Genomic DNA, 13718 nt, shown 5'->3' with positions numbered 1-13718 from the left:
CCGGAGAATGCGCTTTCGGACCTGGGGAGTCGACGGCTGGGCGCGTGCGCGAGCCTCCCTCGGACGGGGACCGTCGTGCTTGTTCAGAACCGGCAGGGCCTGTCTGCCCCTCCGATCCCAGGACATTCGGGGCGGACGGGCGGATCAGCCGGCGTCAGTTCGTCGACGGTGTGGTGGTTGCCGCCGCCTGTGCGGCGGTCGGGCACCCAGAGCGGCAAACCGGGGCGGAGGCCGTCCGGCAGGCCGGGGGTGTCTCCGTCCGGCAGGGCGGACCCGGAGTTCATGCGGCCCGGCACGCCGCGATCCGGGCGATCCGCCCATCCCACGCCCGGACCCTCCAGGGGGACACCCCGGACGCGCTCGGCGTGCCGCACGCGCTGCGCGACGGACGCTTCTGGGAGCGCGCGGGCACACCCCGTCCGACCGGCGAGAGCTACGACCTGGTCGTGGTCGGCGCGGGCATCAGCGGCATCACCGCCGCCTACGCCTGGGCGGCGCGCGACCCCGAGGCCCGCGTCCTCGTCCTGGACAACTACGACGACGTCGGCGGGCACGCACGTCGCAACGAGTTCCGCCCCGCCGGGCGCGCGGGGCCGCTGGTCGGGCACGGCGGCTCCCGCTCGCTCTACGCCCCCTCGGCGTGGTCGGCCGAGGGCAGGGAGCTGCTCGCGGAGCTCGGGGTCGACGTGCGCGGACGCCGCCCTCCGGAGGACTTCTACCGGGCGCTCGGGATGCACGAGGGCGTCTTCTGCGACCGGGAGACCTATCCGGCCGGGCCCGCCGACAGGCTGGTCGTACTCGACCCGGCCAAGCCCGCGCGGCGCTGGGTGACCGAACTGCCCGTCGCGGAGCGGGCGCGGCGCGACCTGGTCATGCTGTTCGAGCACGCTCCCGACTGGTTCCCCGGCCTCACCGACGCACGCAAGAAGGAGATGCTGGCCGGGCTCACGTACGCGGGGTTCCTGCGCGAGGTGTGCCGCGTCCATCCCGAAGCCGTCGCCTTCTGCCAGACGATGCCGAACGCGACGTGGGCCTACGGCGCGGACGCGCTCGGCGCCGTCGACGCCTGGGCGGAGGCGGGCCGCTTCGCCTACCCCGGCTTCTCGGGCCTGCGCCTGGACCGCTCGGCCCCCTCGCCGTACAACGCGCCTCGCGTGGCCCGGCGCTGGGCCGCGCGCGACGCCGACGTCCCGTGCTTCCCCGAGGGCAACCAGGCGCTCGTGCGGATGATGGTGGCCCGCATGGTGCCCGGGTTCGCCGGGTCGTGCTCCCCGCGGCACATCACGACCACGTGGTTCGACTACGGCACGCTGGACCGTCCCGGCAACCGCGTGCGGGTACGCCTGTCCAGCCCGGTGGTGCTGGTCCGCAACGACGGCCCGCCCGGCACCGCGGCGTCCGCGACCGTGGGCTACTACGACGGCGGCCGGGTCAGGACCGTACGGGCGGGCGCGGTGGTCATGGCGTGCTGGAACATGGTCATCCCCTACCTGGTCGAAGATCTGCCCGACGAGCAGAAGGCGGCGATGCGCCAGGCGGTGAAGATGCCGCTGGTGCACGCGACGGCGCAGTTGCACGGCTGGCGCGCGTTCCGCGAGGCCGGGGTGCACCGCGTCCGGTTCACGGGGGCGTACTGGGTCACGGCCGAGCTCGCGCCACCGGTGAGCGCAGGCTCCTACCGCGCGCCGGCCCACCCGGACGAGCCGATCGCCGTCCACCTGCTGCACACCCCGGCCCGGCGGGGCCTCGCGCCGAGGGACGCCGCGGTCGCGGGCCGCCGCGAGCTGGCCCGCACGCCGCGGGCGGCGATGGAGTTCGGCGTGCGGGAGCAGCTCGCCCGCCTTCTCGGCCCCTACGGCTTCGACCCGGCGCGCGACATCGAGGGGCTGACGATCAACCGATGGGGACACGGGTACGCGCCGGAGTACGTGCGCCCGTGGGACGCCTTCCACCCGGACGGGCCGTTCCCCGCCGAGATCGCGCGGCGGCGGTTCGGGCGCATCGCCGTCGCCAACTCCGACTCGGTGCCCGGAGCCGACGCGGACGCGGCCGTCAGCGCCGCGTACCGCGCGGTGGGCGAACTGCGGGCGGGTCCCGGCGGGCCGGCCGATCCGAGCGGCCCGGGCGGTCCCCAAGCGGCCTGAGCGGTCTCAGCGGGAGCCGCGCGGACGCCGGATCATCGTGAACGCCCACGACGTGTCGGGCTCGACGGCCCAGTGGAAGAGGCGTTGCACGAGCGGGGTGCACAGCACGGTCGCGAGGACGGCACCGAACGCGGCGGTCAGCGCCACACCGGCGGGGTTCACCAGCAGGTGGTCGTACGGTTCCAGGAGCTTCACCACGAAGCCGTGCAGCAGGTAGGCGTACATCGTGGCCATGCCGAGGCCGGAGAACCACGTGCGGCGGGAGGGCGTGACGGCGAGGAAGGCGGCCACCAGGACGGCCCCGGCCGCCAGCATGCCGAGCCGGATCAGGCTGCCGTTCAGGTTGCCGACGCCGATCTTGGCGTTGCTGTGCCGCCAGCGGATCCACTCGGTGGCGATGTCGGTGTGGAAGGCCAGCGCGGCGAGCAGCCCTGCCGCGAGGACGACGGCGCCGAGCACCCGTACCCACGGCCGCTTGAGGAAGTCGAAGTGCTCGGGGCGCAGGAGCAGGCCGAGAACGTAGAACGGCAGTAGGCCGAGCGTCCGGTTCATCGACAGCTCGTCGGGCAGGTCGCTCATGCCGGACATCAGTGACAGGCCTACGGCGATGACGAGCGGCCAGCGGAGCTGCTGCCAGACCGGGGTCGACAGCCGCCACATGAACAGCGACATGAGGAACCAGGTCAGGTAGTACGGGTCGAGCAGGCTGATGTCCAGCTTCCCGTACAGGATCAGGCGCGGCAGCGAGTAGGCCACCTCGAAGATGACGTACGGCACGGCGAGGCCGCTGATCAGCTTCCGCGCCTTGCCCGCCGAGAAGGTGAAATTTCTCGACAGGTAGCCGCTAAGCATGATGAAGAGCGGCATGTGGAACGTGTAGACGTAGAAGTACGCGGCGTGCGCGAACGCGACGTCTCGCAGCCCCTCGATGAGGTGGCCGGACACCACCAGGATGATCGCCAGGAACTTCGCGTTGTCGAGGTACGGGTCGCGCTCCCGCCTCACCGGCGCGACCTTGACGTCCTCGCCCTCCGGACGGGGCGCCGCCAGGGGAGCCTCGGGCGGCGGGCCCGCCGGAGCCACGGACGGCCGGTCCGCCGGAACCGCGTGGTGCGCCGGAAGGACGGGGGGCGGCTGGTACGCCGGCGCAGCGGGATCGGGGTGGGCCGCCGGAATTCTCGGAGCCGGCGGAACCGCCGGGGCCGCGGGGGCCGTCCAAGCCGCCGGGACGGCCGGAGCGTGGGTCTCCGGGGCCGGGGAGGGCTCCGGGACGACGGCCGGCATCGGCTGCGTCTCGAATTCGGGGCCGACCCATTCCGGGCGGTGGGGCGCTGTCACAGCCTCCGGACCCTAGCCAAATCGGCTGGGAGCGCGGCGAACGCCAGGTGTCCTCCAGGCGAACACCACCCGTCCGCCACTTGAAGAAGAGCTGACCGGAGCCTTACGGGCACCGGCCGGGCTCCTTTCCGGCCCACCGCTTCACAACGATTTCACGACAGTTCGTCCGCCGAGAGGCCGGTGACGGCGAGGCTGTTCGTCCACAGCGCGGCGGCCAGCTCGGGGTCGGTCATGCGCGGGGACGTCGAGGCCGGGACGCCCTTCGCGAAGTAGCGCCCGGTGTGCTTGACGCCGTCGGGCGTGGTGGCGAGGTGGACGAGCGTGCTCGCCCCCTGCTCGGGGGTGCGCGCGACGCCGGGGATCACCATGAGCAGCTTCATGTACAGGCTGTCGGGGGCGAACCCCGTGCGGATGACGCCGGGATGGAAGCAGGTGGCCGCGACGCCGCGACGGGCGAGCGCGACCGTGAACAGCGCGTTGGCCTGCTTGGTGTCGCCGTACTGCAGCCAGGCGCTCCAGCGGCGGCGCCCGCGGTCGAGGTCGCCGGGGTCGAGGCGGCCGGACTTGGCGGCCTGGGACGAGGTCGTGACGACCCTGCCCGCGGAGGCGGTGACGCGGGCGAGCAGCAGGTTGGTGAGCAGGAACGGCGACAGGTGGTTGACCTGCATCATCAGCTCGTGGCCGTCGCGCGTCAGCCGCCGCTCGGTGGACATGACCCCGGCGTTGTTGACGAGCACGTCGATGCGCTCGTAGCGGTCGAGCAGGTCGGCGGCGAGCCGGGTGACCTCTTCGAAGGAGGCGAAGTCGGCGGTGGCGATGTCGGGACGGCGACCGGCCGCGCGGGCGACGGCGTCGGCGACCGACGTGAGCCTGGCGCGGGATCGGCCGACGATGACGACGTCGTGTCCGGCGCGCGCGAGCCCCTCCGCGGCGGCGGCTCCGATGCCGGCGCTGGCCCCTGTGATCACACTAATCATGTCTGCCTCCCGTACGCCGGAACTCTATCGGTGCTAGCCTTCAGACCGATCTTCCGGAGGTGCATTTCCCTATAAATACGGCACGATCCTCCGAGGCATGCAGGAGTCACCATGGGTTCTGGCAAGCGGTCCATCCGCTTCAAGATCTTTTCATTGCTACTGCTCCCTCTGCTGTCACTTAGTGCCTTATGGGGATTTGTCCTGAATCTCACGATTGGTGATGGCATCTCCCTCGCCAGGGCCAACACCACCTACCAGGGCATCGGCGTCACCTCGACCGACCTGGGCCTGCAGCTTCAGGCCGAACGCATGCTCTCGGTCTCCCGGCTCAGCACCTCCGCCGGCGACGTCGACCGGCTCGCCGCCCAGCGCCACACCACCGACCTGTCGCTCGCCAGGTTCGAGGCCGAGGTCACCCGCCAATCCGGCGACACCATCGGGATGGAGGACGCGCTCGACGCCCTCCAGGAGGAACTCCGGCAACTCCCCGCCCTCCGCGCCAACGTGGACACAGAGCAGACCACCCGCCTCGACATCGCGCAGTCCTACAACCACATCATGGACGCGATGTTCCACGTGTACGACCGCATGTCGTCGGTCCCGGACCTCACGATCTTCGAGCAGGCCGGCGCGCTGCTGGCGATGGGCAACGCCCGCGAGTACATCTCCCGCGAGAACGCCCTCGTCCTCGGCGCCCTCTCCACCGGCCGCCTGTCCGACGCCGAGTACGCGGCGCTCGCCGACTGGGCCGCCAACCGCCGCGCGCAGTACGCCCGGGGCATGGCCACATTCGACCCCGAGCTCCGCAAACCGTACGAAGAGGTATTCGCCACCCTCACCTTCAAGCGGTTCCAGACCATGGAACAGGACCTCATCAACCGGGCGCGGGCGGGCGCCCCGCTTCCCCCGTCGGTGAAGGCATGGCGGCCGATCACCGACAACCTGTCGGCCATACTCGACGAGGTCGGCCTCAAGTCGTCGAGAACGATGGCGAGCCGCGCCCAGAGCGTCGCCACCGGCATCCTGGTCCGCATCGGCCTCGCCGGCGGGCTCGGCCTGGTCGCGGTCATCGCGTCCATCATCATCTCGGTGCGCTTCGGCCGCCGCCTCGTCCGCGACCTGGGCGACCTGCGCGACTCCGCGCGCGAGCTCGCCGACGTACGGCTGCCGCACGTCGTGGCCCGCCTGCGCCGCGGCGAGGAGGTCGACGTCGAGGCCGACGCGCCGGACATCACCGGGGGCGACTCCGCCGAGACCGCGGACGTCGCCCGCGCGTTCGGCTCCGTACGCCACACGGCCGTCCAGGCGGCGGTGGAGCAGGCGAACCTGCGCCGGGGCGTCGGCCAGGTGTTCCTGAACCTCGCGCGCCGCAAGCAGGGACTGCTGCACCGGCAGCTCACCCTGCTGGACGCCATGCAGCGGCGCGCCGCCGACCCCGACGCCCTGCGGGACCTGTTCCAGCTCGACCACCTGACCACCCGCATGCGCCGCCACGCGGAGAGCCTCATCATCCTGTCGGGCGCGGCGCCCGGCCGCGCGTGGCGCAAGCCCGTCCCCGTCGTGGACATCGTGCGCGCCGCCGTCGCCGAGGTCGAGGACTACACGCGGGTCACCGTGATGCCCCTGCCGAACGCCCACCTGAGCGGCAACGCGGTCACCGACCTCATCCACCTGATCGCCGAGCTGATCGAGAACGCGACGATCTTCTCGCCGCCGCAGACCCGGGTGCAGGTGCGCGGCGAGGTGGTGGCCAACGGCTTCGCCGTCGAGATCGAGGACCGCGGCCTCGGGATGGCCCCGCACGAGTACGACGCCGTCAACGAGCGCCTCGCCCACCCGCCCGAGTTCGACCTGGCCGACAGCGACCGGCTCGGCCTGTTCGTGGTCGGGCAGCTCGCCGCGCGTAACGGCGTCAGCGTGATCCTGCGCGCCTCGGCGTACGGCGGGACGACGGCCATCGTCCTCATCCCGAAGACGCTGGTCGCCGACGACGGCTCGCCCTCGCCCATCCCCGGCTCGCTGGCCGATGTCGTCCCCTCCCCCGGCCCGCTCACCGCGCCACCGGCGCCGTCGACGCCCTCGTCCTCGGCCTGGCAGACCCCGGCCCTCACCGCCGGGCCCGCCGCTTCCGCCGACGAGCCGAAGCCGTCGATGTTCTTCACCCCGCCCACCTCGCGCGCGCCGGAGTCCACACCGTCCCTGACGGTGGTGCCGGGCATCGCGGACACCGGCCCGATCGGCCCGCCCGTACCCGCGAAGGACGCGCCCGAGCGGCCCGCCCCCCGCTCCACGTCCACCGGCACGCACCGCGGGCTGCCGCGCCGCGTCCGCCAGGCCAACATGGCGCCCCAGCTCCGCGAGACCACCGGCCCCCTGTCCGCGCCCACGCCCGCGGAGGCCACCCCCCTGCCGCGACGCACGGCGGACGCGACCGGCTCCGCGGAGCGGTCGCCGGAAGATGCCCGCGCCATGTTCGCCGCGTTCCAGCAAGGAGGACGCCGCGGACGCCTCGAAGCGGAAGAAGAAGTCCCGGAAATGGCCGCCGACGGCCCGAGGGCGCACGGCGAGCCGCTGAGCAGCCACGACGGCGAGAACACCCCGCCAACCGGAGCATCCGAGAGCGACGCCCCCGTCACCATCCGACCGGACCAACGTGACCAAAGGCGCGACCTACGCAACCATAGTGATGGTTACGTACACCTGACGAATGGCGAGAAGGGCGACGAATGACCGGCATAGTGTCGTCGAATGGCGAACTCAACTGGCTCCTCGACGATCTGATCAGCAGGGTCGCGGCCGTGCGCCAGGCGGTCATCCTCTCCACCGACGGCCTGGTCGTGGGAGCCTCCTCGGGCTTCAGCCGTGAGGACGCCGAGCACCTGTCGGCCGTCGCGTCCGGCTTCCAGAGCCTCGCCCGCGGCGCGGGACGCCACTTCGGCGGCGGTGAGGTGCGGCAGACCATCGTCGAGATGGAGTCGGCCTTCCTGTTCGTGACGGCGGCCGGCACCGGCACCTGCCTCGCGGTGCTGAGCAGCTCGGACGCCGACGTCGGTCACATCGCCTACGAGATGGCGATGCTCGTCAAGCGCGTGGGCCAGCACATCTCGACCAATCCGCGGCGGACCCTGTCATGACCAGGCGGGGAGAGCAGTGGCTCGACGAGGAGGCAGGGCCGATCGTCCGTCCGTACGCGCTCATCCGCGGGCGCACGCGGTCGTCGGCGGACGATCTCGACCTGATCGCCATGGTCACGGCGACGGGCGCTCCGTACACTGGCGACGCCGGTCTCGGCCCCGAGGAGACTCGCATCCTCGAGCTGGCCGAACGGCCGATGTCCGTCGTGGACATCGCCTCCGAGATCGACCTGCCGCTCGGCGTGGTCCGCGTTCTCCTCGGCGATCTCCACGACCAGGACCTGATCAGCGTACGGGCCCCCGCCCACAACAAGGGGCCGCGCCCTAGCGAGCGCATTCTCAAGGAAGTGATCAATGGCTTACGAGCCCTCTGAGGAGCCCGTCGCCCTCAAGATCCTGGTCGCGGGCGGGTTCGGCGTGGGCAAGACCACGCTGGTCGGGGCGATCAGCGAGATCCGGCCGCTGCGCACCGAAGAGGTGCTGTCCGACCGCGGCATCGGCGTCGACGACGTGGACGGGGTAGAAGGCAAGACGACCACCACGGTCGCCATGGACTTCGGCCGCATCACCATCCGCGAGGGCCTGGTCGTCTACCTGTTCGGCACGCCCGGCCAGGAGCGCTTCTGGTTCATGTGGGACGAGCTGTCCTACGGCGCGCTCGGGGCCGTCGTCCTCGCCGACACGCGCCGCCTCACCGACTGCTTCCCCTCCATCGACTACTTCGAGCAGCGCGGCACGCCGTTCATCATCGCGGTCAACTGCTTCGACGGAGCCGACCGCCACGAGGCGGAGGATGTCCGGATCGCCCTCGACCTCGACCCGGAAATCCCGGTCATCATGTGCGACGTCCGCCGCCGCGCCTCCGCCAAGATCGTGCTGGTGGCCCTGGTCGAACACGCCCTGCGCACGCTGACCCCCGCCGCGGGGTAGCCCGGAACGCCCGACGGTGGCTCTCCCGTGTTCGCGCGGGGGAGCCACCCGTCGTTGTACCGGTCAGAGCTCGGGCACCCAGTACGGACTGACCTCCATCCAGCCGTTGCCGCCGGCGCCGTTGAGGTGGCCGCTGCTGGTGGTGGCCAGGGTGTACCAGGAGTCGACGTAGTCGGGGTCGTCCGTCCACCACGAGTTGGGCATCGCCGACAGGATGCCGTTCACCAGCGGGATGTACACGCCGGCGTCGATGATCGTCAGCAGCGCGGTGGCGATGGCCTGGGCGAGCGCCAGGTAGTTGGTGTCACCGTCGTCCTCCATCATGACGACGTCGGCCAGGTTGTACTTGTAGGCCGAGTAGTGCACGAGGAGCTGGTTCGGGTAGTACGTGGTGCCGTCGTTGTCCAGGTACGGCATCTGGACGATGTTGACGGTCGCCTTGCCGTCCAGGCCGAAGCCGCCGACGACGCTGAAGATCTCGGCGTCGCCCTTGATCCAGGGCTCCTTGTCGTCCTTCAACCGGACGGCGTTGACCTTCGTCGCCCAGTAGCCACCCGCCGCCTTGACCTGCGCGCCGCTGGGCTTGGCGGCCACGAGGCCCCGGGCCGCCAAGGCGTCCCGCGTCACCTGGAGCCCCAGGGGCAGCGCCTTGGCGACGTCGACGTCCACGACCAGCACCGGCCGCTTGGGCGCCTTCGCCGGATCAAGGCTCACCTTGCCGCCGCGCGGGTCGTACGCGGTGATCGGGGCGGGCTCGTCGTCGGTCGGGGCCGCCGCCACGAGCGGCGCCTCACCACGCGCCAGGGCCGCACGCATGGACGGCTCCGCGAGCCGCACGCGCAGCAGCGAACCGCCGTTCAGGGGAAGCGCCTTGGCCGCCAGCACGTCCTGGTTCGCGGCGCGCACGGCCCCGTCCAGCGTGGTGCCGGACGCGAACGCCGCGAGGTCCGCGTCCCCGGCCGCGGTGGCCGCCACGGCGCGCTCACGGACGGCCTTGTCGGCGAGCACCCCCGCGACCTGCTCGGCGAGGCGATCGGTGACGGTGAACACCTCGCTCGGCAGCGGAGCCGTGCGCTCCACTGCGGGGGCGGCACCTCCGGTCAGGGAGGCCGAGCCGGGATCGGCGGGCGCGGCCACGGCCGTCCCGGTGGTCAGGGCGAGTGCGGTGACGGTGGCGAGGGCGGTCATGAGGACTCGGGTCACGAGCCTTCTCCTTCTACCTCGAACTTCCACGAAGCTCTCTGAGGACTCCGGCCAGGGGGTTTCCCGGTCCCAGACGAAGCAGCGAGTCAGTCGGAGAGTGACAAATTCTTACAAGCATTGAAATGTCCGAACTTGCCCACAAGTCAAGCCTGATTTGTCGCCTTCAACCCCCACCCCAGCACCCGCACAAGAACCTCACACGCGCCCCGCCCCCCGGCAACCCCCCGTCCATTCCCCGTCACCGCCGAGCCACCGCCCGCCGCACTACCCGCCCGCGAACACCCCCGCCTTCACCCCAGCGACGAACGCCCCCCACTCCCCGCCACCGAACCGCACCACAGGCCCCCCGAGATCCTTACTGTCCCGCACAGCGACCCCCTCTGGGTGAGCCGCGACTTCCACGCAGTTACCACCATTGCCACTGCTGTAAGAAGACTTACGCCACAGCGACCTGTTCACGTCCATCTTTCCGCCCTCTTGTCAACAGACCACCACGGTCCAACCGGAACCTCCGCCATCACGCTGCCACCGGTTTCACCGTGCTCCCACATCTGGCGCCGCGTCGGCGAGAAGGGACGACGGCGATGCCGGCGCCAGATTACGGATCATCTGGAACGACCCTGGATCAGCGCCAAAGAGCGCGCAGGGACCTAGTCACGCCCGCCCAGCCGACCGGCTTTCACCTCACCGACGAACATGTGCCACTCAGCGGAAGCGCACCCCAGCACGGGTCCGCCCGGATTCTTACTGTCTCGCACGGCCACACGTTGCGGCAGAGACGCAACCTCCACGCAGTCCCCGCCATTGCCACTGCTGTAGGAGGATTTCCGCCAGCGCAGGTTCTTCACGTCCATGTCTCCGCCACCTTCGCCATCAGTTCGATCGACTGCTTCATGGGCAGGGCTTCTGCTCGCAGGGACTCCCACAGGCGTTTCATGGTCGCCACGTCGGAGGAATGCTCGACGACCTCGCCGCTCAGCGCGTTGTCCACATACACGACCTCCCTTCCACCGACATCGGCGACGACGAAGGGCCCGGCGAGACCAGAATATGCACCGGCCCCCAGCGGCACAATCTGAATGACAACGTCAGGTCGTTGAGTGGCGGCGAGCAAGTGACGTAGCTGTTCGCGCATTACCTGTGATCCACCGACGGGCCGACGAAGAACACCTTCGTCAAGGACGACGACCAGCATTGGGCGACTGTCACCAGCCAATACGCGCTGTCTAGCCAGCCGCGCCTCTACTTGGTCATCGACATCGAAGGATCTGCCCGAGGTGGCGATGACCTCCCGCGCGTACGGCTCTATCTGCAGGAGCCCTGGCACGAGAAGCGGTTGGTAGGACAGTAGCGATGTAGCCGTACTCTCGATCTGCAGCCACTTGCCCAACCACTCCGGCGGCATTCCCCTGCACACCAGGTCCTCGGCCAGCCGGGTGAGAATTCCCCCCGTCCCGAGTGTCTTGTCGCAGCGCTCCGCGAAGTCGGGCTTGGGGACCCTTCTGCCGGTCTCCACCATCGCGACGAAGGACGGGGAGTAGCCGACGATCGCCGTCGCGAGCTGGGACTGGCTCATCCCGGAAGCCTCGCGTGCCTGCCGGAGTTCCCTAGCAAAGAATTCGAGCGGTGTCATGCGATTGCCGTTCACGGTCCCTCACAGTCGCTCACGGAATGGATGCCGCCTTCACGGTCGCCCGTACGGTCGGCGCCTTATTGCGGAGCCTACGACGCTGGTCATAAACCTGGGAAGCGTTAATTAAAAACGCGAGATGAATAGCCCAGATCTGTCCGAAATGTCGAAACATTCGACCTTGGCCGCTCATCCATAACGGGCAAATCCAGCCGACGGAGGAAACCGCATGCGTACTCTCGGGAGAACCACGGGAGTCAACGGACGGCACCGGCGGGGAGCACCCGTCGTACAGGTCACCCGGCGACGGTGGGACCCGGCCAAGCGCGCCGCAGCACAGCAACTGGACCAGTTAGAAGCCGGCTGGTCCATCTGGTACGGCGTCGGCACCCGCCGCTTCTACGCCGCCGCCACCTGGCCCACCCCGAGCCCCCTGATCGTCCAGGCCCGCATCCCCGACGAACTACGCACCCTGATGCGCGAAGCCGAACAAACCACCCCGCCACATGAAGCCCGGCGGACCACCGGACAGGCCGCCCCGATGAGCGAAACCGAGCGGACCACTCCGCCAGGCGTTCTCGCCACACCCCCTGTCCCTGCCCCGCCTCCCCCACGCCGAGGAGTAGCCCCGATGACCGGAACACCGGACGGCACGCGTACCGCGTCCTGGGACCTGCCCCACGACCCCTCCATGGCCGCCAAGGCCCGCAGGATGGTCCACGACACTCTCACCGCCTGGGCCTTGGACGACCTCGCCGACGACGCGGTCCTGGTGACCGCCGAACTCTTCGCCAACGCCGTTACCCACGGCGAGCCCCCGATCAGGCTCTCCCTCAGCGCCTCCCCCGAGTGCCTGACCATCCACGTCACCGACCACGGCCCCGGCAGCCCCCGCCACCTCTCCCTCAGCCCCGACTCCCTCCATGGCCGCGGCCTCCCGATCGTCGCGGCCCTCACCACCGCCCACGGCACAGACCCCCTCCCAGAAGGCCCAGGCAAGACCATCTGGGCCCGCTGGCATCTGCCATCCCCCGAGGGACCGAAAGCAGGCGACGCACACGCAACCCCTCGATGAGACCAAGACGCCCGAGCAAGATCGCACCGGGGGTACGTGCCGAACCGGCCCGATGTCCGCGAATCGCTCCTCTCCTGCCGTCACCCTGAGGCACGTCCAGGACAGGCACGGAGCCTGATGTGTCGAGCTTTGATACTCTCGGGATCGGTCAGGTACTCTGATCTCATTACAACCCCGTGCGCAGCTTCGCCTGCGCATGCATTGCGCCTCCGGGGAGCCTTCGGGCTCCCCGAATTTTTTGCAGAAGCAAACGCAATGTTCAGGGGTTTACGCGATAGCGGCACACTGGATCGGGATTTTCACCCTATTTCGGTCGGCAACTCCACGTCCCGGCTGGTTCTTTCCAGCTCATCCTCGAGTCGCGGGACATTCTGGCCGGCCGAGAGGCCGATACAGTGGCTCGCGATCGGCACCAGCGGGCGGGTGAGAAACCACTCGACCGACCGTCCGAGCGCCTCCGCGAACCGAGCCAACTCCAACGCGTCCAACTGACGCTGACCGAGTTCCACGCGCGTGATCGCCGACCGGTGTAGCCCGACCCGATCACCAAGCTCTCGCTGAGTGAAACCCGCACGCTCCCGCGCCGCTGCCACCCGCCCCCCGATCTCGGACCAACTTTCGAGTCGCACGCGTACCATGTCAGGTCTCCTAGATCAGGTGCACTTTCCGCGTCGCCATCTCAGCGGCGGCTCGGCGAAGGTGTGCGCGTTCTTCTTGGTAGGAATGGAGAAGGTCCTGCGGCACCCCGGGTAGCTCGTACGCGTATTCCACGGAAATCGGGACATCGGTTGGAAGGTCGAGGATGAAGTGCTTGACCGCTTCGACCTCCTCGAAGAGTTCCGCGAGTGTACGAGCGCTCACCCCGGAACGGATGGGAGCATCGGTGGGATCGGCACCCCACACGACGATCTTCGTGTCGAGCGTCTCCTCAAGAGTGACGCGGAACTTCAGGTGGTTAGTGGTCGGCACCGTCGAGGTCATCGCAGCCAGCCCTCTCCGAACACGTGCACCAGGTCGCGTTCACGGTTGGAAGATAGTGACCAGGCGTTGGCTTGTCTTGGATACCGGAGGTTGGGGCTCCTACGGAACATCGTTCGTTCCTGAGGTGGTGGGTTCGCACTGGTGACGGTGCGGGACCATGCGTGCGTACCAGTAAAAGGGGCCGACACGGATGCCGGCCCCTTTTCAGAGTTGGTTACTTGTAGGGGGTCAGGAATTCAGTGGGCTTCAGGGGGCGGGAGGAGATGCGGACGTCGCCGATCCAGCCGTAGAAGCCCTGGCCGAACT

The 13718-nt window shown here is 69.8% G+C and carries 14 protein-coding genes; 6 read left to right on the top strand and 8 right to left on the bottom strand.

Features of this window, described 5'->3' with window-relative positions; translation table 11 throughout:
* Positions 1-170: 170 nt before the first annotated feature.
* Positions 171-2144 carry an NAD(P)-binding protein gene (locus AB0M95_RS36125; protein WP_363774754.1) on the top strand — a complete coding sequence of 658 codons (1974 nt, stop codon included), beginning with the start codon at positions 171-173 and terminating at the stop codon, positions 2142-2144.
* Between the two features lie 6 nt (positions 2145-2150).
* Here the strand turns inward: AB0M95_RS36125 and AB0M95_RS36120 are convergent, their stop codons facing one another.
* Together AB0M95_RS36120 and AB0M95_RS36115 are read right to left on the bottom strand one after the other, a co-directional pair.
* A complete protein-coding gene (locus AB0M95_RS36120; protein WP_363774752.1) occupies positions 2151-3227 on the bottom strand; it encodes an acyltransferase family protein in 1077 nt (358 codons plus the stop codon).
* Between the two features lie 407 nt (positions 3228-3634).
* Positions 3635-4459 carry an SDR family NAD(P)-dependent oxidoreductase gene (locus AB0M95_RS36115; protein ID WP_363774749.1) on the bottom strand — a complete coding sequence of 275 codons (825 nt, stop codon included), beginning with the start codon at positions 4457-4459 and terminating at the stop codon, positions 3635-3637.
* A 111-nt stretch (positions 4460-4570) separates the two neighbouring features.
* Between AB0M95_RS36115 and AB0M95_RS36110 the strand changes: the two genes are divergently transcribed.
* From AB0M95_RS36110 to AB0M95_RS36095, 4 genes are read left to right on the top strand one after another with little or no spacing between them, the layout of a single operon-like run.
* Positions 4571-7189, top strand: coding sequence for a nitrate- and nitrite sensing domain-containing protein (locus AB0M95_RS36110; protein ID WP_363774746.1), 2619 nt, complete (start codon positions 4571-4573; stop codon positions 7187-7189).
* Positions 7186-7593, top strand: coding sequence for a roadblock/LC7 domain-containing protein (locus AB0M95_RS36105; protein WP_358518514.1), 408 nt, complete (start codon positions 7186-7188; stop codon positions 7591-7593). Before AB0M95_RS36110 ends, AB0M95_RS36105 begins: the two co-directional genes overlap by 4 nt.
* Positions 7590-7967, top strand: coding sequence for a DUF742 domain-containing protein (locus AB0M95_RS36100; protein ID WP_358518517.1), 378 nt, complete (start codon positions 7590-7592; stop codon positions 7965-7967). Before AB0M95_RS36105 ends, AB0M95_RS36100 begins: the two co-directional genes overlap by 4 nt.
* Positions 7948-8523: an ATP/GTP-binding protein gene (locus AB0M95_RS36095; RefSeq protein WP_358518520.1), complete on the top strand. Its 576-nt coding sequence runs from the start codon at positions 7948-7950 to the stop codon at positions 8521-8523. Before AB0M95_RS36100 ends, AB0M95_RS36095 begins: the two co-directional genes overlap by 20 nt.
* Positions 8524-8586: 63 nt before the next feature.
* Here AB0M95_RS36095 and AB0M95_RS36090 read toward each other — a convergent pair whose 3' ends face one another.
* The 4 genes from AB0M95_RS36090 to AB0M95_RS36075 form a co-directional block, all read right to left on the bottom strand.
* Positions 8587-9726 (bottom strand): DUF3103 family protein, encoded by a 1140-nt coding sequence (locus AB0M95_RS36090; RefSeq protein WP_363774741.1) that lies wholly within the window; start codon positions 9724-9726, stop codon positions 8587-8589.
* 264 nt (positions 9727-9990) lie between these two features.
* Complete coding sequence (locus tag AB0M95_RS36085) at positions 9991-10191, bottom strand: DUF397 domain-containing protein (RefSeq protein ID WP_363774738.1); 201 nt, start codon at positions 10189-10191, stop codon at positions 9991-9993.
* A gap of 185 nt (positions 10192-10376) precedes the next feature.
* Positions 10377-10580 (bottom strand): DUF397 domain-containing protein, encoded by a 204-nt coding sequence (locus tag AB0M95_RS36080; RefSeq protein ID WP_358518528.1) that lies wholly within the window; start codon positions 10578-10580, stop codon positions 10377-10379.
* Positions 10571-11359, bottom strand: a complete 789-nt coding sequence (locus tag AB0M95_RS36075) for a helix-turn-helix transcriptional regulator (RefSeq protein WP_363774735.1) — start codon at positions 11357-11359, stop codon at positions 10571-10573. Before AB0M95_RS36075 ends, AB0M95_RS36080 begins: the two co-directional genes overlap by 10 nt.
* A 226-nt stretch (positions 11360-11585) precedes the next feature.
* Between AB0M95_RS36075 and AB0M95_RS36070 the strand changes: the two genes are divergently transcribed.
* A complete protein-coding gene (locus AB0M95_RS36070; RefSeq protein WP_363774732.1) occupies positions 11586-12431 on the top strand; it encodes an ATP-binding protein in 846 nt (281 codons plus the stop codon).
* A 299-nt stretch (positions 12432-12730) separates the two neighbouring features.
* On the opposite strand, the gene AB0M95_RS36065 is transcribed toward AB0M95_RS36070, so the two are convergent.
* Together AB0M95_RS36065 and AB0M95_RS36060 are read right to left on the bottom strand one after the other, a co-directional pair.
* Positions 12731-13069: a helix-turn-helix transcriptional regulator gene (locus AB0M95_RS36065; RefSeq protein WP_363774729.1), complete on the bottom strand. Its 339-nt coding sequence runs from the start codon at positions 13067-13069 to the stop codon at positions 12731-12733.
* Between the two features lie 10 nt (positions 13070-13079).
* On the bottom strand, positions 13080-13412 hold the full coding sequence (locus AB0M95_RS36060; RefSeq protein ID WP_363774726.1) for a hypothetical protein: 333 nt from the start codon (positions 13410-13412) through the stop codon (positions 13080-13082).
* Between the last annotated feature and the right edge of the window lie 306 nt (positions 13413-13718).

The sequence above is a fragment of the Sphaerisporangium sp. NPDC051017 genome, from assembly GCF_040683095.1.
Lineage (GTDB): Bacteria > Actinomycetota > Actinomycetes > Streptosporangiales > Streptosporangiaceae > Sphaerisporangium.
Note: the sequence above shows the minus strand (reverse complement) of the source record. Positions and strands in the feature narration are given on the sequence as shown.

Coding starts and splice junctions, on each gene's coding strand:
- AB0M95_RS36115 (WP_363774749.1), bottom strand. CDS start 4,459: ATGATTAGTGTGATCACAGGGGCCAGCGCCGGCATCGGAGCCGCCGCC.
- AB0M95_RS36110 (WP_363774746.1), top strand. CDS start 4,571: ATGGGTTCTGGCAAGCGGTCCATCCGCTTCAAGATCTTTTCATTGCTA.
- AB0M95_RS36105 (WP_358518514.1), top strand. CDS start 7,186: ATGACCGGCATAGTGTCGTCGAATGGCGAACTCAACTGGCTCCTCGAC.
- AB0M95_RS36100 (WP_358518517.1), top strand. CDS start 7,590: ATGACCAGGCGGGGAGAGCAGTGGCTCGACGAGGAGGCAGGGCCGATC.
- AB0M95_RS36095 (WP_358518520.1), top strand. CDS start 7,948: ATGGCTTACGAGCCCTCTGAGGAGCCCGTCGCCCTCAAGATCCTGGTC.
- AB0M95_RS36085 (WP_363774738.1), bottom strand. CDS start 10,191: ATGGACGTGAACAGGTCGCTGTGGCGTAAGTCTTCTTACAGCAGTGGC.
- AB0M95_RS36080 (WP_358518528.1), bottom strand. CDS start 10,580: ATGGACGTGAAGAACCTGCGCTGGCGGAAATCCTCCTACAGCAGTGGC.
- AB0M95_RS36075 (WP_363774735.1), bottom strand. CDS start 11,359: ATGACACCGCTCGAATTCTTTGCTAGGGAACTCCGGCAGGCACGCGAG.
- AB0M95_RS36070 (WP_363774732.1), top strand. CDS start 11,586: ATGCGTACTCTCGGGAGAACCACGGGAGTCAACGGACGGCACCGGCGG.
- AB0M95_RS36065 (WP_363774729.1), bottom strand. CDS start 13,069: ATGGTACGCGTGCGACTCGAAAGTTGGTCCGAGATCGGGGGGCGGGTG.
- AB0M95_RS36060 (WP_363774726.1), bottom strand. CDS start 13,412: ATGACCTCGACGGTGCCGACCACTAACCACCTGAAGTTCCGCGTCACT.